Source organism: Cedecea sp. (genome assembly GCF_036500665.1).
Taxonomy (GTDB): Bacteria; Pseudomonadota; Gammaproteobacteria; order Enterobacterales; family Enterobacteriaceae; genus Cedecea.
Window position 1 is genome coordinate 114901 of sequence record NZ_DASYBS010000065.1, and the last position, 17888, is coordinate 132788.

General features: G+C 54.3%; 18 protein-coding genes. 17 read left to right on the forward strand and 1 reads right to left on the reverse strand.

The window, feature by feature from the left end:
* Positions 1-99: 99 nt before the first annotated feature.
* From VGM55_RS11140 to VGM55_RS11150, 3 genes are read left to right on the forward strand one after another with little or no spacing between them, the layout of a single operon-like run.
* A complete protein-coding gene (locus tag VGM55_RS11140; protein ID WP_008456073.1) occupies positions 100-840 on the forward strand; it encodes an amino acid ABC transporter permease in 741 nt (246 codons plus the stop codon).
* Positions 840-1514 (forward strand): glutamate/aspartate ABC transporter permease GltK, encoded by a 675-nt coding sequence (gene gltK, locus VGM55_RS11145; protein WP_154185187.1) that lies wholly within the window; start codon positions 840-842, stop codon positions 1512-1514. Before VGM55_RS11140 ends, gltK begins: the two co-directional genes overlap by 1 nt.
* Entirely contained in the window at positions 1514-2239 is a 726-nt protein-coding gene (locus VGM55_RS11150) for an amino acid ABC transporter ATP-binding protein (RefSeq protein ID WP_038474702.1), read from the forward strand. The genes gltK and VGM55_RS11150 overlap by 1 nt, the downstream gene beginning before the upstream one ends.
* Before the next feature lie 44 nt (positions 2240-2283).
* Here VGM55_RS11150 and VGM55_RS11155 read toward each other — a convergent pair whose 3' ends face one another.
* Positions 2284-2766, reverse strand: coding sequence for a zinc ribbon-containing protein (locus tag VGM55_RS11155; RefSeq protein ID WP_154185188.1), 483 nt, complete (start codon positions 2764-2766; stop codon positions 2284-2286).
* A 262-nt stretch (positions 2767-3028) separates the two neighbouring features.
* On the opposite strand from VGM55_RS11155, the gene leuS reads away from it, so the two are divergent.
* The 14 genes from leuS to lipB all read left to right on the forward strand — a co-directional run bounded on the left by leuS (position 3029) and on the right by lipB (position 17798).
* Positions 3029-5611 carry a leucine--tRNA ligase gene (leuS, locus tag VGM55_RS11160; protein ID WP_331635478.1) on the forward strand — a complete coding sequence of 861 codons (2583 nt, stop codon included), beginning with the start codon at positions 3029-3031 and terminating at the stop codon, positions 5609-5611.
* 14 nt (positions 5612-5625) lie between these two features.
* On the forward strand, positions 5626-6243 hold the full coding sequence (lptE, locus tag VGM55_RS11165) for an LPS assembly lipoprotein LptE (protein WP_331635479.1): 618 nt from the start codon (positions 5626-5628) through the stop codon (positions 6241-6243).
* The gene (gene holA, locus VGM55_RS11170; RefSeq protein ID WP_154185190.1) at positions 6240-7271 is read left to right on the forward strand and encodes a DNA polymerase III subunit delta; all 1032 of its coding nucleotides are present in this window, start codon (positions 6240-6242) and stop codon (positions 7269-7271) included. Before lptE ends, holA begins: the two co-directional genes overlap by 4 nt.
* Entirely contained in the window at positions 7264-7911 is a 648-nt protein-coding gene (nadD, locus tag VGM55_RS11175; protein WP_154185191.1) for a nicotinate-nucleotide adenylyltransferase, read from the forward strand. The genes holA and nadD overlap by 8 nt, the downstream gene beginning before the upstream one ends.
* 317 nt (positions 7912-8228) lie before the next feature.
* A complete protein-coding gene (gene rsfS, locus VGM55_RS11180) occupies positions 8229-8546 on the forward strand; it encodes a ribosome silencing factor (RefSeq protein WP_038474720.1) in 318 nt (105 codons plus the stop codon).
* Positions 8547-8549: 3 nt separating this feature from the next.
* Complete coding sequence (gene rlmH, locus VGM55_RS11185; RefSeq protein ID WP_008456055.1) at positions 8550-9020, forward strand: 23S rRNA (pseudouridine(1915)-N(3))-methyltransferase RlmH; 471 nt, start codon at positions 8550-8552, stop codon at positions 9018-9020.
* Between the two features lie 27 nt (positions 9021-9047).
* Complete coding sequence (mrdA, locus tag VGM55_RS11190) at positions 9048-10949, forward strand: peptidoglycan DD-transpeptidase MrdA (protein WP_154185192.1); 1902 nt, start codon at positions 9048-9050, stop codon at positions 10947-10949.
* Positions 10950-10951: 2 nt separating this feature from the next.
* Positions 10952-12064 carry a peptidoglycan glycosyltransferase MrdB gene (gene mrdB / locus VGM55_RS11195; RefSeq protein WP_154185193.1) on the forward strand — a complete coding sequence of 371 codons (1113 nt, stop codon included), beginning with the start codon at positions 10952-10954 and terminating at the stop codon, positions 12062-12064.
* A gap of 16 nt (positions 12065-12080) precedes the next feature.
* Positions 12081-13298: an endolytic peptidoglycan transglycosylase RlpA gene (gene rlpA, locus VGM55_RS11200; protein ID WP_331635480.1), complete on the forward strand. Its 1218-nt coding sequence runs from the start codon at positions 12081-12083 to the stop codon at positions 13296-13298.
* Positions 13299-13520: 222 nt separating this feature from the next.
* The gene (modA, locus tag VGM55_RS11205; protein WP_154185195.1) at positions 13521-14303 is read left to right on the forward strand and encodes a molybdate ABC transporter substrate-binding protein; all 783 of its coding nucleotides are present in this window, start codon (positions 13521-13523) and stop codon (positions 14301-14303) included.
* Position 14304: 1 nt separating this feature from the next.
* Positions 14305-15081 (forward strand): ABC transporter permease, encoded by a 777-nt coding sequence (locus VGM55_RS11210; RefSeq protein ID WP_331635481.1) that lies wholly within the window; start codon positions 14305-14307, stop codon positions 15079-15081.
* 113 nt (positions 15082-15194) lie between these two features.
* Positions 15195-16406: a D-alanyl-D-alanine carboxypeptidase DacA gene (gene dacA, locus VGM55_RS11215; protein ID WP_154185196.1), complete on the forward strand. Its 1212-nt coding sequence runs from the start codon at positions 15195-15197 to the stop codon at positions 16404-16406.
* Positions 16407-16666: 260 nt separating this feature from the next.
* Positions 16667-16930, forward strand: a complete 264-nt coding sequence (gene ybeD, locus VGM55_RS11220; RefSeq protein WP_008456041.1) for a DUF493 family protein YbeD — start codon at positions 16667-16669, stop codon at positions 16928-16930.
* Between the two features lie 223 nt (positions 16931-17153).
* Positions 17154-17798 (forward strand): lipoyl(octanoyl) transferase LipB, encoded by a 645-nt coding sequence (gene lipB / locus VGM55_RS11225; protein WP_154185197.1) that lies wholly within the window; start codon positions 17154-17156, stop codon positions 17796-17798.
* Positions 17799-17888 lie beyond the last annotated feature (90 nt).

Sequence of the window (17888 nt, forward strand, 5' to 3'; positions counted from 1 at the left end):
CCCAAAAACGCAGGCAAAGATCTGCTTAAAGGCACCGGCTTCTCATCAATCTTCGAGGGTAGCAAGCGCTACCCTCTTTTTTTTATCTCGGAGTAAGTTATGTCTATAGACTGGAACTGGGGAATTTTTTTACAGCCCGCCCCGTTCGGCAACACAACCTATCTGGGCTGGATTTGGAATGGCTTCCAGGTCACGGTCGCCCTGTCAATTACCGCATGGATCATTGCTTTTCTGGTGGGGTCTCTGTTTGGTATTTTGCGTACAGTGCCTAACAAATTCCTGTCCGGACTCGGTACGCTATACGTTGAACTGTTTCGCAACGTTCCCCTGATAGTCCAATTCTTTACCTGGTATCTGGTGGTGCCTGAACTGCTGCCGGAAAACATCGGTATGTGGTTTAAGTCAGAGCTGGATCCCAATATTCAGTTCTTCCTCTCCTCGATGATTTGCCTTGGGCTGTTTACCGCCGCTCGCGTTTGCGAACAGGTTCGTGCAGCGATTCAGTCGCTGCCCCGTGGGCAAAAAAACGCAGCATTGGCTATGGGGCTAACCCTGCCACAGGCCTATCGCTATGTGCTGCTGCCTAACGCCTATCGCGTCATCGTGCCGCCAATGACGTCAGAAATGATGAACCTGGTGAAAAACTCGGCCATCGCTTCAACCATTGGTCTGGTGGATATGGCTGCACAGGCAGGCAAGCTGCTGGATTACTCGGCGCACGCCTATGAATCCTTTACGGCGATTACCCTTGCCTATGTCCTGATCAACGCCGTCATCATGGGCGTGATGTACGTAGTTGAACGTAAAATTCGCCTGCCTGGCAATATGGGGGGCAAATAATGCTCGATCTTGACTGGAGTTCTATTTTACCGGCCCTGCCTTACTTAATGCAGGGGCTGGTCATTACGCTCAAAATCACCGTTACCGCAGTGGTGATTGGTATTGTCTGGGGCACGCTGCTGGCAGTCATGCGTCTGTCGAGCTTCAAGCCGATTTCGTGGTTCGCTACCGCCTACGTCAACGTTTTCCGTTCCGTGCCGCTGGTGATGGTGCTGTTGTGGTTCTACCTCGTCGTGCCGGGTTTCCTGCAATCGGTACTTGGCCTGTCGCCGAAGACCGATATTCGCCTGATTTCCGCGATGGTCGCCTTCTCTATGTTTGAAGCCGCCTACTACTCAGAAATCATTCGCGCCGGTATTCAGAGTATTTCCAGAGGGCAGTCAAATGCCGCCCTGGCGCTCGGCATGACCCAGTGGCAGTCGATGAAACTTATTATTCTGCCGCAGGCCTTCCGCGCGATGGTGCCCCTGCTGTTAACCCAGGGCATCGTTTTGTTTCAGGATACCTCGCTGGTGTACGTCTTAAGCCTGGCAGACTTCTTCCGTACCGCTTCCACCATCGGTGAGCGCGACGGAACCCAGGTCGAGATGATCCTGTTTGCCGGTCTGGTTTATTTTGTGATTAGCCTTAGCGCATCGCTGTTGGTCAGCTACTTGAAGAAAAGGACTGTTTAATGATTACCCTGAAAAATGTTTCTAAATGGTATGGTCACTTTCAGGTGCTGACCGAGTGCTCAACCGAAGTGAAGAAAGGCGAAGTGGTGGTGGTTTGTGGGCCTTCTGGCTCCGGTAAGTCCACGCTCATCAAAACCGTTAACGGCCTGGAGCCGGTGCAAAAAGGCGAGATCCTGGTAAACGGCACCCAGGTGAATGATAAAAAAACCAATCTGGCGCAGCTCCGCTCCCACGTTGGCATGGTGTTCCAGCACTTTGAGCTGTTCCCGCACCTGTCGATTATCGAAAACCTGACGCTTGCCCAGGTCAAAGTGCTGAAGCGCGATAAAGCGGCTTCCCGTGCGAAAGGGTTAAAGCTACTGGAGCGTGTAGGGCTTTCCGCACATGCCGATAAATATCCGGCCCAGCTCTCCGGCGGCCAGCAGCAGCGCGTCGCCATTGCTCGTGCCCTGTGCATGGATCCTATTGCAATGCTGTTCGACGAACCCACCTCCGCGCTCGATCCGGAAATGATCAACGAAGTGCTGGACGTGATGGTTGAGCTGGCAAACGAAGGTATGACGATGATGGTTGTGACCCATGAAATGGGCTTTGCCCGCAAAGTGGCGAACCGTGTGATCTTTATGGATGAGGGGAAAATTGTAGAAGACTCTAACAAAGATGATTTCTTCAATAATCCGCAGTCTGAGCGCGCCAAAGACTTCCTGGCGAAGATCCTGCACTAACCCACTGAAAAGTAAAAAGGCCTTCCTGTGAGAAGGCCTTTTTTTCAGGGTTCGAATGGGCGCCTGTGGAATTGATTATGGCCGCATTTCGGGCAAACCGGTAACACTTCTGGCGTGTAAATCGCAATGTGATAATGGCAATTCTCGCAGACCAGATTACCCAGCCCAACGACCTCGCCGCTGTGATATACGCCGTGGTGGCTAAGATCTTTAAAGACTTCACGCCACTCAAGCTGGGTTTTATCGGTAATGTCCGCCAGCTCCTGCCACAGGCTCTCTTTAATCACCCGCATAAAGACGCTATCGGTAAATTCCTCATGGCTTTCACCGTAGCTGCGGGCAAACTCCTCCAGATCGCGGCGCACTGCCCGCGTCACCTCTTCTATCTCCGTTCGGGTCAGTTCGCCGGTATCGCTCATCTGTTTGCGCGCGCTTGCAACCAGCGAGTCGATATCACGCTCCCCCTTGCGCAGCCGCTCGCTCAGCGACTCAATCAGTTCCCGGTAAAATTGAGCAACCTTGTTCATCGTTAGCCTGCCTCCTTGAAGGATTCCTGCATTCGCGGTGTGGTAACTAACTCTAAGAGTAGACGTTAATCCGCCAACGCTTTGTTAGATTAACCACACCCTGGGTAAAAAACTGCAAGTTACTTAGAACAGTGAAATGGTCACCGAGGGCGTCGAAAGGCTGTTTTGCCGCGGTCTAATCGGCTATGCTATGCCTGTCTGAACTCAAATCACTAAAGGCTACTTTCGTAGCTGTCTTTCATTAACAGGACTACTGGCTGCCATGCAAGAGCAATACCGCCCGGAAGAGATAGAATCCAACGTCCAGCAACACTGGCAAGAGAACCGTACTTTTGAAGTGACCGAAGACGAAGGCAAAGAAAAATACTACTGCCTCTCAATGCTGCCCTATCCTTCCGGCCGACTACATATGGGCCACGTCCGTAACTACACCATCGGCGACGTTATCGCACGCTATCAACGCATGCTGGGTAAAAATGTCCTGCAGCCGATTGGCTGGGATGCGTTCGGCCTGCCGGCGGAAGGGGCTGCGGTAAAAAACAACACCGCACCTGCTCCGTGGACCTACGACAACATCAACTACATGAAGAACCAGCTGAAAACGCTGGGCTTTGGCTACGACTGGAGCCGTGAGCTGGCAACGTGCACTCCTGAGTACTACTGCTGGGAACAGCAGTTCTTTACTCAGCTGTATAACAAAGGCCTGGTTTATAAGAAAACCTCCGCGGTTAACTGGTGCCCGAACGACCAGACCGTACTGGCTAACGAGCAGGTTATCGACGGCTGCTGCTGGCGCTGCGATACCAAGGTTGAGCGTAAAGAGATCCCGCAGTGGTTCATTAAAATCACCGCCTACGCTGACGAACTGTTGAACGACCTGGATACGCTGGATCACTGGCCGGATCAGGTCAAAACCATGCAGCGCAACTGGATTGGCCGCTCTGAAGGCGTAGAAATCACCTTCGACGTTGAAAACAGCGCCGAGAAGCTGACCGTTTACACGACCCGCCCTGATACCTTTATGGGCGTGACCTACCTGGCCGTTGCCGCCGGTCACCCTCTGGCGCAGCAGGCTGCGATAAACAACCCAGAGCTTGCCGCCTTTATTGAAGAGTGCCGTAACACCAAAGTGGCCGAAGCCGACATGGCAACCATGGAGAAGAAAGGCGTCGCGACCGGCATTAACGCCATTCATCCACTGACCGGTGAAAGCGTTCCGGTTTGGGTGGCCAACTTCGTGCTGATGGAATACGGCACCGGTGCCGTGATGGCCGTTCCGGGGCACGATCAGCGCGACTGGGAATTCGCCACTAAATACAGCCTGCAAATCAAACCAGTAATCCTGAACGCCGACGGTAGCGAGCCGGATCTTTCCACCTCCGCAATGACCGAAAAAGGCGCGCTGTTTAACTCTGGCGAGTTCGACGGACTGGACTTCCAGCAGGCGTTTAACGCCATTGCCGATAAGCTGGCCGCTAAAGGCGTGGGCGAGCGTAAAGTGAACTTCCGTCTGCGCGACTGGGGCGTTTCCCGTCAGCGTTACTGGGGCGCACCAATCCCAATGGTTACCCTGGAAGACGGCACCGTGATGCCAACCCCGGAAGATCAGCTGCCGGTTATTCTGCCGGAAGACGTGGTTATGGACGGCATCACCAGCCCAATTAAAGCCGATCCTGAGTGGGCAAAAACCACCGTAAACGGGATGCCTGCGCTGCGTGAAACCGACACCTTCGACACCTTTATGGAATCCTCCTGGTACTACGCGCGCTATACCTGCCCGCAGTACGACAAAGGCATGCTGGACTCTAAAGCCGCTAACTACTGGCTGCCGGTAGATATCTACATCGGCGGGATTGAACACGCCATCATGCACCTGCTCTACTTCCGCTTCTTCCACAAGCTGATGCGCGATGCGGGCATGGTAACCTCCGACGAACCGGCTAAACAGCTGCTGTGCCAGGGCATGGTGCTGGCGGACGCCTTCTATTACACCGGCGTTAACGGTGAGCGTAACTGGGTTTCTCCGGTAGACGCTATCGTTGAGCGCGATGATAAAGGCCGCATCGTCAAAGCCCGTGACGCAGAAGGCCGTGAACTGGTCTATGCTGGCATGAGCAAAATGTCGAAGTCGAAAAACAACGGCATCGACCCGCAGGTGATGGTTGAGCGCTATGGTGCTGATACCGTACGCCTGTTTATGATGTTTGCTTCCCCGGCGGATATGACGCTTGAGTGGCAAGAATCCGGCGTAGAAGGGGCAAACCGCTTCCTTAAACGCGTCTGGAAACTGGTCTACGAACACACCAACCGTGGCGGGGCACCAGCGCTGGACGTTGCCGCCCTGAGCGAAGATCAGAAAGCGCTGCGCCGCGACGTGCATAAAACGATTGCCAAAGTGACCGACGATATCGGCCGCCGTCAGACCTTTAACACCGCCATCGCTGCCATCATGGAGCTGATGAACAAACTGGCAAAAGCTCCGCAGGACGGCGAGCAGGATCGTGCGCTGCTGAACGAAGCGCTGCTGGCCGTTGTGCGCATGCTGTATCCGTTCACCCCGCACGTTTGCTTCGACATGTGGCAGTCGCTGGGCGGTGAAGGCGATGTGGACAACGCACCGTGGCCACAGGCTGACGAGCAGGCAATGGTTGAAGACTCTCGTCTGGTCGTGGTTCAGGTTAACGGCAAAGTGCGCGGTAAAGTGACCGTGCCTGCTGATGCCACTGAAGCACAGGTGCGCGAGCGCGCCGGTCAGGAACACCTGGTCGCGAAATATCTTGAGGGTGTAACCGTGCGTAAAGTGATTTACGTCCCGGGTAAACTGCTCAACCTGGTTGTGGGCTAAGCGCAGGAGGAAGCGTGCGACATCCCTTTGTCACCCTGTTAGTAACCCTGGCGGTGCTGGTCACCGCCGGATGTGGTTTTCACCTGCGTGGCAACACGCAGGTTCCCTCAGAGATGAAGACGCTGATCCTCAACTCTGGCGATCCTAACGGTCCGCTAACGCGTGAAATCCGTAAACAGCTGCGCTTAAATGGCGTCACGATTGTGGACGATACCGGCACGGGCGTCCGCAAGGATATTCCGTCCCTGCGTGTGGGTGCTTTAGGCCTCAGCCAGGATACCGCTTCGGTGTTCCAGAACGGCCAGACTGCGGAATACCAGATGGTGATGACCGTCAACGCCCAGGTCCTGATCCCGGGTCACGACATTTATCCGATCAGCGCGAAGACCTACCGTTCATTCTTTGACAACCCGCTGACTGCGCTGGCGAAAGATGCCGAGCAGGATCTGATCATCAAAGAGATGTACACCAACGTTGCCCAACAGCTGATCCGCAAACTGCTGGCCGTTCATGCAGCCGATGTGGAAGCAACGAAAGATGAGGAAAAACCGGTTAACGTATCAAAACCGGCCGCTCCAGCGCCTGCAGGCCGTGTATCCACTACGCTACCGGCAACCTCTGTTAGCCAATGATCCGAGTGTATCCGGAACAACTCCACGCGCAGCTCAATGAAGGGCTGCGCGCGGCGTATTTGCTGGTAGGTAACGATCCTCTGCTGCTGCAGGAGAGTCAGGATGCCGTACGCAAGACCGCGCAACAGCACGGTTTTGAAGAACATCACACCGTTCAGATTGACGCCTCCACAGACTGGCAGGCGCTATTTTCCATTTGCCAGGCCCTGAGCCTGTTTGCCAGCCGCCAAACGCTTCTGCTACTGCTGCCGGAAAACGGTCCGAATGCCGCGATTAACGCTCAGCTAGAAACGCTGGTGAGCCTGCTCCATGACGACATTCTGCTGCTGGTTCGCGGCAACAAACTGACGAAAGCACAAGAGAATGCCGCCTGGTTTACCCAGCTTGCGAACCGTTCTGTGCTTGTCACCTGCCAGACACCTGAGCAGGCAAACCTGCCTCGCTGGGTATCACAGCGTGCAAAACAGATGAACCTGACGCTGGATGACGCAGCTAATCAGCTACTTTGTTACTGCTATGAGGGCAATCTGCTGGCGCTTTCTCAGGCGCTGGAAAGACTGTCCCTTATTTGGACAGATGGCAAACTGACGTTACCTCGCGTTGAGCAAGCGGTGAATGATGCCGCCCACTTTACCCCCTTTCATTGGGTAGACGCCCTGCTAGCCGGTAAGAGCAAACGGGCGCTGCATATCCTGCAGCAGCTCCGCCTTGAGGCCAGCGAGCCGGTTATTCTGCTACGTACGCTACAGCGCGAGTTATTGCAGTTGGTCAATCTTAAACGCCAATCTGCGACCACCCCATTACGTACACTCTTCGATCAGCAGCGAGTGTGGCAAAACCGCCGCCCACTGGTGACCGAGGCGCTAAACCGTGTTTCGGCTGAACAACTCTACCAGGCCGTGCGTTTGCTGACGCGCATAGAATTAACGCTGAAACAGGATTATGGGCAGTCGGTGTGGGACGATCTCGAAGGTCTCTCGCTGCTGATTTGCCATAAAGCTTTACCGGAAATCTTTATTGATGCCTGATTCTTCTCTACTGGCGCTGTACGGCGGTACCTTTGATCCTATCCATTACGGTCATCTGAAATCGGTTGAGGCGCTGGCACGACTGGCGAAGCTGAAAAGCGTCACTATCATGCCAAATAATGTGCCGCCGCACCGCCCGCAGCCGGAGGCCAGCAGTGAACAGCGTAAAGCGATGATTGAGCTGGCGATCGCCGCTAATCCGCTGTTCACCCTGGATGACCGTGAGCTGGCACGCTCAACGCCGTCCTGGACGGTTGAAACCCTGGAACAACTTAGGGCCGAGCTTGGCCCACACCAACCACTGGCGTTTATTATCGGCCAGGACTCTTTACTCAGTTTGCACCGCTGGCACCGCTGGGAAACGCTGCTCACGCAGTGCCATCTTCTGGTTACCCAGAGGCCGGGCTACCCGCTAACGATGGAAACGCCCGAGCAGCAGAAATGGCTCGCGCAAAACGTCACTGATTCGGTTGAAACGTTACATCGGCAACCTGCGGGAAAAGTGTTCCTTGCGCAAACTCCGCTCTATGACATCTCCGCCACTACCATTCGCCAGCGTCTTGAAAAAAAACTGCCCTGTGACGACCTCCTGCCACCCGAAGTGCTGGCATTTATTCTTCAGCACCGACTGTATCGCTGAGCATTAAGCCTGGTCTGAATCATCGGTATCGCAGCAGTGAAATGCGCAGGTTTACGCTATTATGTTTTACCGGAAGCGCCAGCCATTGACACCACTCCTCAGGCTGTTATGCTCCGCTGCCATAATTTCCTGCCCGTAAATCCGGCTTATCTGAAATAGTTTTACAAAAATGGCGATGCAAACGTCGGCGTGCAATGGGATGATAGCCCGCGATTCGCGCTGGACGGCCAATTTTTCAGCCAAAGCCGCCTGCCCTGTTGGGTATAATGGTTATTTACGGGCCAAACCACACACTCTCATTCTCTCAGGGGGAACACTTGCAGGGTAAAGCACTTCAGGATTTCATCGTCGATAAAATCGACGATCTCAAAGGCCAGGATATCATCGCTATCGATGTTAAAGGCAAATCAAGCATCACGGATTGCATGGTTATCTGTACCGGGACCTCAAACCGCCATGTCATGTCTATCGCTGAACACGTTGTTCAATCCTCCCGCGAAGTTGGCCTGTCGCCGATGGGCGTGAAAGGCATTAACGCGTCCGACTGGGTTGTTGTCGATCTGGGCGAAATTATCGTTCACGTCATGCAGGAAGAGAGTCGCCAGCTGTACGAACTGGAAAAACTCTGGAGCTAACGGGTGAAGCTGCAACTGGTGGCCGTTGGAACCAAAATGCCTGACTGGGTGCAGACCGGCTTCACCGAGTACCTGCGTCGTTTTCCAAAAGATATGCCTTTTGAGCTGGTAGAAATTCCGGCTGGAAAACGCGGCAAAAATGCCGATATCAAACGTATCCTCGAAAAAGAGGGTGAAATGATGCTGGCCGCCGCGGGCAAAGGTAACCGGATCGTGACGCTGGATATTCCCGGTCAGCCGTGGGATACGCCGCAGCTTGCCACGCAGCTCGAACGCTGGAAGCAGGATGGCCGAGATGTCAGCCTGTTGATTGGTGGCCCGGAAGGCTTAGCACCAGCCTGCAAGGCCGCGGCCGAGCAAAGCTGGTCGCTCTCCACGCTAACAATGCCTCACCCGCTGGTCAGGGTGCTGGTGGCAGAAAGCCTTTATCGGGCGTGGAGCATTACCACCAACCACCCTTATCATCGTGAGTAAATCTGAGCGGGTAAAACTAAGCAGCGAATGAAATTACAGAATTCTTTTCGCGACTACACTGCTGAGTCTGCGCTCTTTGTGCGCCGGGCGCTGGTCGCTTTTATCGGCATTTTGCTGCTTACCGGCGTGCTGATCGCCAATCTTTATAATCTGCAGATCCTTCGCTTTAACGACTACCAGACGCGGTCCAACGAAAACCGCATCAAGCTGGTCCCTATTCCGCCCAGCCGCGGTATTATCTACGATCGTAACGGCACGCCGCTGGCGCTGAACCGCACCATCTACCAAATTGAGATGATGCCGGAGAAAGTCGATAACGTTCAGGAAACGCTGGAGGCCCTTCGGCCGGTGGTGGACCTGACCGACGATGATATTGCCAACTTCAAAAAAGAGCGCTCACGCTCGCACCGCTTTACCTCTATTGCGGTAAAAACCAACCTCACCGAAGTTCAGGTTGCTCGCTTTGCCGTGAACCAGTATCGCTTCCCCGGCGTTGAGGTAAAAGGCTATAAGCGACGCTACTATCCTTATGGCTCCGCGCTGACTCACGTCATCGGCTACGTATCGAAAATTAACGATAAAGACGTCGAACGCCTGGATAAAGAAGGCAAGCTTGCCAACTATGCTTCAACGCATGACATCGGCAAGCTGGGCATTGAACGCTATTACGAAGATGTGCTGCACGGGCAAACGGGCTATGAAGAGGTTGAAGTGAACAACCGTGGCCGCGTTATCCGTCAGCTAAAAGAAGTCCCGCCACAGGCCGGGCACGACATTTATCTGACGCTGGATTTGAAGCTTCAGACCTATATCGAAACCCTGCTGGCGGGCAGCCGTGCTGCTGTGGTTGTTACCGACCCGCGCACCGGCGGTATTCTGGCGCTGGTTTCCATGCCTAGCTACAACCCAAACCTGTTTGTTGATGGTATCTCAAGCAAAGATTACTCAGGCTTGTTGAGTGACCCTAATACGCCGCTGATCAACCGTGCCACCCAGGGCGTGTATCCTCCAGCGTCTACCGTGAAGCCTTATATGGCGGTATCCGCACTGAGCGCCGGTGTCATCACCCGCAATACGTCGCTGTTTGATCCAGGCTGGTGGCAATTGCCAGGCTCCGAAAAACGCTACCGTGACTGGAAAAAATGGGGCCACGGTCGCCTGAACGTCACCAAATCACTGGAAGAATCGGCGGATACTTTCTTCTATCAGGTTGCCTATGACATGGGTATCGACCGCATTGGCGAATGGATGAGCAAGTTTGGCTACGGCCATTTAACCGGCATCGATCTTTCCGAAGAGCGTGCGGGCAACATGCCAACGCGTGAATGGAAGCTGAAGCGCTTTAAAAAACCGTGGTATCAGGGTGACACCATTCCGGTCGGTATCGGCCAGGGCTACTGGACAGCAACGCCAATCCAGATGAGTAAGGCGATGATGATCCTGATAAACGACGGTATTGTTCGCGTGCCGCACCTGCTGATGAGCACCACAGAAAACGGCAAACAGGTTCCCTGGCAGCAGCCAACCGAAGCCCCCGTGGGCGACATTCACTCAGGCTATTGGGAAATCGCAAAAGACGGGATGTATGGCGTAGCTAACCGACCAAACGGCACCGCACACAAATACTTCGCTAATGCCCCTTACAAAGTGGCGGCGAAATCCGGTACTGCGCAGGTCTTCGGCCTGAAAGCCAACGAGACCTATAACGCGCACAAAATTGCTGAACGCCTGCGTGACCACAAGCTGATGACGGCGTTCGCGCCTTATGATAACCCGCAGTACACCGTGACGATGATTCTTGAGAACGGTGGTGCCGGCCCAGCAGTAGGCAGCATCATGCGCCAAATCCTCGACCACGTGATGTTGGGGGATAACAATACGGTTCTGCCAGCAGAAGCGCCGGCCGCCTCGGCCACAGAGGATCAATGAGCATGACTGACAATCCAAATAAAAAGACGATTTGGGATAAAATCCATCTGGATCCCACATTCCTCGTAACTATCCTCGCGCTGCTGGTATTCAGTGCCCTGGTGGTATGGAGCGCCAGCGGTCAGGATATGGGGATGATGGAGCGAAAAGTCGGCCAGATCCTGATGGGACTAGTGATAATGGTCGTCATGGCGCAAATCCCGCCTCGCGTTTATGAAGGCTGGGCGCCCTATCTCTATATTTTCTGTATTATTTTGCTGGTGGCGGTTGACGCCTTCGGCGCTATTTCTAAAGGAGCACAGCGCTGGCTGGACTTAGGCTTTGTGCGTTTTCAGCCTTCGGAAATCGCCAAAATTGCCGTCCCGCTGATGGTCGCCCGTTTTATTAACCGCGACGTTTGCCCGCCTACGCTGAAAAATACCGGCATTGCGCTCGTCCTGATTTTCATGCCTACCCTGCTGGTCGCCGCACAGCCTGACCTCGGCACCTCTATTTTGGTCGCCGCATCAGGCCTGTTTGTGCTGTTCCTCTCCGGTATGAGCTGGCGTCTCATTCTGGTTGCCGTGCTGTTGGTTGCGGCCTTCGTGCCTATCCTGTGGTTCTTCCTGATGCACGACTACCAGCGCGCCCGCGTAATGATGCTGCTGGATCCGGAAAGCGATCCGCTGGGCGCGGGCTATCATATTATTCAGTCCAAAATCGCGATTGGCTCCGGTGGCCTGCGCGGCAAGGGCTGGCTGCACGGTACACAGTCTCAGCTTGAATTCCTGCCCGAACGCCATACGGACTTTATCTTCGCGGTGCTCGCGGAAGAGCTAGGATTAGTGGGTATTCTGGTGCTGCTGGCGCTTTACCTGCTGCTGATTATGCGCGGCCTGTTTATCGCCGCCCGGGCGCAAACCACCTTTGGGCGCGTGATGGCCGGCGGGCTGATGCTGATATTATTCGTCTATGTATTTGTAAATATTGGCATGGTTAGTGGTATCTTACCGGTGGTCGGTGTGCCTTTACCGCTCGTCAGCTACGGGGGATCGGCGCTCATCGTTCTGATGGCCGGGTTCGGTATCGTCATGTCGATACACACACACAGAAAAATGTTATCAAAAAGCGTGTAACTGGATGAGGTGCGCAATGGGTAAGCAAAAACGGTGGGTTGGCGTCTGCATCGCAGCAGCGTTACTGGCAGCATGTTCGTCGAATGATGAGAGTCAGCAGCCGGTTAATCAGCCGCCGCAGCCGGTAGTGTGCAACGGCCCGGTCGTGGAAATCAGCGGTGCTGAGCCACGCTACGAGCCACTCAATCCGTCGGTAAACCAGGATTACCAGAATAACGGCAAAATCTACAAAATTGTTCAGAATCCGGCAAACTTCAGCCAATCCGGTTTTGCGGCAATCTATGACGCCGAGCCGGGAAGCAACCTGACCGCCTCTGGTGAAGCGTTTGATCTCAACGCACTCACCGCCGCGCACCCTACCCTACCGATCCCAAGCTACGCGCGAATCACTAACCTCGCGAATGGCCGCATGATTGTGGTACGCATCAACGATCGTGGCCCCTATGGCAACGACCGCGTGATATCGCTTTCCCGCGCGGCAGCAGACAGGCTGAACACCTCGAACAATACCAAAGTTCGTATTGACCCAATTATTGTCGCGCAGGATGGCACAATGTCCGGCCCGGGCACCGCCTGTACGACTATCGCTAAACAGACCTATGCCCTGCCGGCCCGCCCGGACCTGAGCGGCGGCATGGGAAGCGTTTCCTCCCCGGCACAGCCTGCGGCACCTCAGGGTGACGTACGCGCTATCAGCAACGCCACGCTGCAAAGCGCGGATTCTACCGGCGCGCCGGTTCAGAGCAGCGGTTTTCTCGGTGCGCCAACGCCGCTTGCGGCAGGCGTGATAGAAACGCCTGATACTCCGGCTACTGCTACAACACAGCAGCCCGTCGCAGCGGCAGCCCCGGCAGCGACGACGGCCACTCCGCCAGTAGCTCCACAGCCAGCACCTATCGTTGAACAACCTGCGCCTGCCGTTGCCGCCCCCGTCACGGCACCGGGTTCTGTGCAAGGCCACGTGCAGCGTAGCGCGGCGGCAACCAGCGCCCCTGCCAGCAGCGGGCGTTATGTTGTTCAGGTTGGCGCCGTGAGCGACGGCACACGAGCCAGCCAGTGGCAGCAAAAGCTGAGTCAGCAGTTTGGCGTTCCGGGAGCGGTTTCCCATAACGGTGCGGTTTATCGCGTACAGCTTGGCCCGTTTAGCAGCCGCAATGAAGCCACCGCCCTGCAGCAACGCCTGATGTCAGAAGCGCAACAGCAGTCCTTCGTGACGAACGCACCGGCAAACTAATGCTCTCCGCCACGCGACTCTTTGGGTTACGTGGCGGCATTGTCCTGTATTTCCAGCTTTTATCCCCGCTTTCAAAACCCCATTCGCTTGATTAACCTCAAGGTTACTTTTTGTTCAGCACGCTAGTCTTCAACCGTCCAGCAATCAGGGAAGCGTCACAAGTTTGCTGCGAGGACATTTTCGCTGGCACTGTCCAGCAAAACCCGTAATGGAGCTACCGGTATGATCTCCTTTTTCCACTCACTGCCTACTCTCGTTAAGGCCCTTTTATTAACGCTTCTTCTGAGCCCGCTTACGGTTGGCTATGCAAGCGAAGCGGGGCTGCATATCTATTCTGGTGCCGGGCTGCGCAACGCCGTCGAAGAAGTTGCTCGTCTGTACCGCACAAATACAGGTAACCCCGTCACCATTGAATACGGTGGTTCTGGCCAAATGATGGCGCGTATTCAGCTGACACATTCCGGTGACCTTTTTATTTCGGGTGCCATGCCTTACATCGACCAGCTTAATCACGGCGGTGAAGTGCTCTCCAGCCATCCCATCGCACTGCACGGTGCGGTACTGGCTATCAATAAATCAGCAGCAGAGAAGATAAAAAGCTTCGACGACCTGGCAAAACCGGGCATCCGTATCGCGCTGGGCGATGCAAAAGCGATGGCGTTGGGGCGCACAGCCGATGACATTCTCAGCCATAGCGACAAGCAACAGGCCATACGCGCAAACGTAGTGGTACACGCGCTCACAATGAGTCAGCTGGCGATTTACGTTTCCAGCGGGGACGTAGATGCCGCCATTATCGGCCATCACGATATGATAAAGTATGCTGATAAGCTGACCAGCCTGCCGATCCCGGAAAACTACTTCAAACCAGAAGTAGTTGGCGTTGCCGTATTAAAAAGCACCACTCATCGCCAGGACGCAGAGAAGTTTGTTGCTCTGCTAACCTCCACACAGGGGAAAAACGCCTTCAGCGAGGCAGGATTCCCGCCAGTCGGCCATCACTAACATGCGTTTGCCCGGCGCACTGGCCGCGGTAGCCCTTTTTATCGTGGCCTCAACTATCTGCGGCGTCATTGTCGCCTTAGGAATGCGCCTGACGCCTGAACTCCTGCGCACAACGCTCGCCTCACAGGAAATTCGCTTTGCCGTAGCGCTCTCCCTAAAGTGCTCGCTTATCGCACTCTTGATAGCCCTGCTATTGGGTATTCCCACTGCATGGTTGCTGGCAAAGCATCAGTTGCCGGGCAAGGTAGCACTATCTGCATTACTTGAACTGCCCCTGGTGATGCCACCGCTGGTTGCGGGGCTGGGGTTGTTGCTTCTATTTTCACACAGTATGCCGGGGAACCTGCTTGCCGCAGGCGGGCTGAATCTCTTGTTCTCTCAAGTTGGGATTGTTGTAGCGCAGGCCTTTGTCGGTACGCCCGTAATCATCCAAACCGCCAGAGCCGCATTTTCTTCCGTAGATGAGCGTTATGGTAAAGCAGCTGCAACGCTTGGTGCATCGTCAACACGAATCTGGTTTACCATTGAGTTGCCGCTAGCCTCTGCCGGCCTTGCCGCCGGTGTAGTTATGGCCTGGTCACGGGCGCTGGGGGAATTTGGTGTTACGTTGCTGCTTGCGGGAGCAACACACATGCGAACAGAAACGTTGCCGATGGCTATCTATCTTAATCTTGCCACCGGTGATACGGACCTGGCTATCGCCTGTGCGGTGATATTATTGCTGCTGGCGGCGCTTATGCTGTTTTTCATTCGCCTGCTTGCTCAACGTTATTGGTAATTTTGTGTAAAGACCATTAACAAACTCACGTGCAAAGTCAGATGCCAGTCAAAAATGCTTTTGCTATAGTAAGACACTTTTTTTAATTCCATCACGGACGTCGTAGTTCCATCATGAATACAGCTCCTTCTGCACGTTTTATTAAGCGCCTGGCGCTCACCTCGGCTCTCGCCTTCGCGGCCATGGCCTCTGCTCAAGCTGACGACCTCAACATTAAAACCATGATACCTGGCGTCCCGCAGATTGATGCAGAAGCGTATATCCTGATTGACTACAACTCAGGCAAAGTGCTGGCCGAATCCAACGCCGATGCGCGCCGTGACCCGGCAAGCCTGACCAAGATGATGACCAGCTACGTTATCGGCCAGGCGATGAAAGCAGGTAAGTTCGATGACAATGCCATGGTCACCATCGGCAAAGATGCCTGGGCCACCGGCAACCCGGTGTTTAAAGGTTCATCCTTAATGTTCCTGCAGCCAGGTATGCAGGTTCCGGTGAATAAACTGGTTCGCGGCATTAACCTACAGTCCGGCAACGATGCCTGCGTCGCGATGGCTGACTTTGTCGCCGGTAGCCAGGATGCTTTCGTTAGCCTGATGAACAGCTATGTCTCCGCGCTGGGTCTTAAAAATACCCATTTCCAGACCGTGCACGGCCTGGATGCGGAAGGTCAGTACAGCTCCGCACGTGATATGGCGCTGATCGGCCAGGCGCTGATCCGCGACGTACCAAACGAATACGCTATCTACAAAGAGAAAGAGTTCACCTTCAATAACATCCGCCAGACCAACCGTAACGGTCTGCTGTGGGATACCAGCCTCAACGTAGACGGCATCAAAACCGGCCACACCGACGCCGCAGGCTACAACCTGGTGGCGTCCGCGACCGAAGGTCAGATGCGCCTCATTTCTGCAGTGCTCGGCGGTCATACCTATAAAGGGCGTGAAACCGAAAGCAAAAAACTGCTGACCTGGGGCTTCCGCTTCTTTGAAACCGTTTCTCCGCTAAAAGCAGGGAAAGAGTTCGCCTCCGAGCCAGCCTGGTTTGGTGATAACGATCGTGCGTCTCTCGGCGTAGACAAAGACGTTTACCTGACCATTCCACGCGGGCGCATGAAAGATCTTAAAGCCAGCTACGTGCTCACCACGCCTGAACTGCACGCGCCGCTGCAGAAAAACCAGGTTGTCGGTACCATTAACTTCCAGCTGGATGGCAAGACTATCGAGCAGCGTCCGTTAGTTGTGCTGCAAGAAATGCCGGAAGGGAATTTCTTCAGCCGAATCATCGATTACATCAAACTGATGTTCCACCACTGGTTCGGTTAATTATTGAACACTTGAAAGTGTCAAAGTTGCCCCCATATACTATGCATCAAAGCAACCCCCGCCCGCCGGCGGGGGTTATTATTGATGACAAACGGACGAAAAACGTGGTTTTCGCCCGTTTGGGGCAAGCCAGAGAACCCGATTCTTTGTTCCTGTAAGACCGGTTTTCAGACGCTATACCACGATGAGTTCACCCGTAATCTCTACTCCCGCCCGTCGGCGGGAGTTATCATTTTTATTGCCGTAACGCTGGAGCTACCATGAAAACCAAACTGAACGAACTGCTCGAATTCCCAACCTCTTTTACTTATAAAGTAATGGGCCTGGCGAAACCGGAGCTGGTTGATCTGGTCGTTGAGGTGGTGCAGCGCCACGCCCCTGGTGACTACACGCCGCAGGTTAAACCGAGCAGCAAAGGTAACTACCACTCGGTTTCTATTACCATCAATGCAACGCATATTGAGCAGGTTGAAACTCTGTACGAAGAATTAGGCAACATCGAAATCGTTCGTATGGTGCTGTAATCCTATAGCCCGGCTCAGGCCGGGTTTTAGCTTGATGACAAACAGCCGAAAATCGTGGTTTTCGACTGTTTGGGGCAAACCAGAGCACAGCATTCATTGCTTTTATTAGATCAAGGCTCGAGCTTTTAAATCAATTAACTTTGTTTGCAGCCTCTAACCCGGCTCAGGCCGGTTTTTTGCTGTGATATACTTCCAACCACCCTTTTCTCCCGGAGACGCTGTTTTGTCTCAAGACACTATCCTGATCCGCACCCTCGGCCTGCAGCCGTATGAACCCGTGTCGCAGGCAATGCATGACTTTACCGATACTCGTGACGAAACAACTGCCGACGAAATCTGGTTGGTGGAACACCCTCAGGTTTTCACCCAGGGCCAGGCAGGCAAAGCCGAGCACGTACTGATGCCGGGTGACATCCCGGTAGTACAGAGCGACCGCGGGGGACAGGTGACCTTCCACGGGCCAGGCCAGCAGGTTATGTACCTGCTGCTGAATTTAAAACGACGTAAGCTTGGCGTACGTGAACTGGTCACCCTGCTGGAGCAAACCGTGGTTAACACCCTGGCCGAGCTTGGTATTGAGGCTTATCCACGAGCAGATGCTCCAGGCGTGTATGTCGAAGGACGAAAGATTTGTTCTCTGGGGCTGCGCATCCGCAAAGGTTGCTCCTTCCACGGCCTGGCGCTGAACATCAATATGGATCTCTCGCCCTTCCTGCGCATCAACCCGTGCGGCTACGCAGGGTTGGAGATGACTCAGGTCAGCCACTTTGTCGAAGGGATTACCGTCGCCGATGTTCACCCGCGACTGGTCGAAAATTTTATTGCCCTGTTAAACTATCCACCTCACGAATATCGCGCCGCTGATTAAACGGAACAGGCCAGCAATGCTTTCCGCTGGCCTGTGAGTACCTTCTGTCAAAGCGCATTTACCCAGCAGTTATAATCACCAATTGGATAA

Coding starts and splice junctions, on each gene's coding strand:
- VGM55_RS11140 (WP_008456073.1), top strand. CDS start 100: ATGTCTATAGACTGGAACTGGGGAATTTTTTTACAGCCCGCCCCGTTC.
- gltK (WP_154185187.1), top strand. CDS start 840: ATGCTCGATCTTGACTGGAGTTCTATTTTACCGGCCCTGCCTTACTTA.
- VGM55_RS11150 (WP_038474702.1), top strand. CDS start 1,514: ATGATTACCCTGAAAAATGTTTCTAAATGGTATGGTCACTTTCAGGTG.
- VGM55_RS11155 (WP_154185188.1), bottom strand. CDS start 2,766: ATGAACAAGGTTGCTCAATTTTACCGGGAACTGATTGAGTCGCTGAGC.
- leuS (WP_331635478.1), top strand. CDS start 3,029: ATGCAAGAGCAATACCGCCCGGAAGAGATAGAATCCAACGTCCAGCAA.
- holA (WP_154185190.1), top strand. CDS start 6,240: ATGATCCGAGTGTATCCGGAACAACTCCACGCGCAGCTCAATGAAGGG.
- nadD (WP_154185191.1), top strand. CDS start 7,264: ATGCCTGATTCTTCTCTACTGGCGCTGTACGGCGGTACCTTTGATCCT.
- mrdA (WP_154185192.1), top strand. CDS start 9,048: ATGAAATTACAGAATTCTTTTCGCGACTACACTGCTGAGTCTGCGCTC.
- mrdB (WP_154185193.1), top strand. CDS start 10,952: ATGACTGACAATCCAAATAAAAAGACGATTTGGGATAAAATCCATCTG.
- rlpA (WP_331635480.1), top strand. CDS start 12,081: ATGGGTAAGCAAAAACGGTGGGTTGGCGTCTGCATCGCAGCAGCGTTA.
- modA (WP_154185195.1), top strand. CDS start 13,521: ATGATCTCCTTTTTCCACTCACTGCCTACTCTCGTTAAGGCCCTTTTA.
- VGM55_RS11210 (WP_331635481.1), top strand. CDS start 14,305: ATGCGTTTGCCCGGCGCACTGGCCGCGGTAGCCCTTTTTATCGTGGCC.
- dacA (WP_154185196.1), top strand. CDS start 15,195: ATGAATACAGCTCCTTCTGCACGTTTTATTAAGCGCCTGGCGCTCACC.
- ybeD (WP_008456041.1), top strand. CDS start 16,667: ATGAAAACCAAACTGAACGAACTGCTCGAATTCCCAACCTCTTTTACT.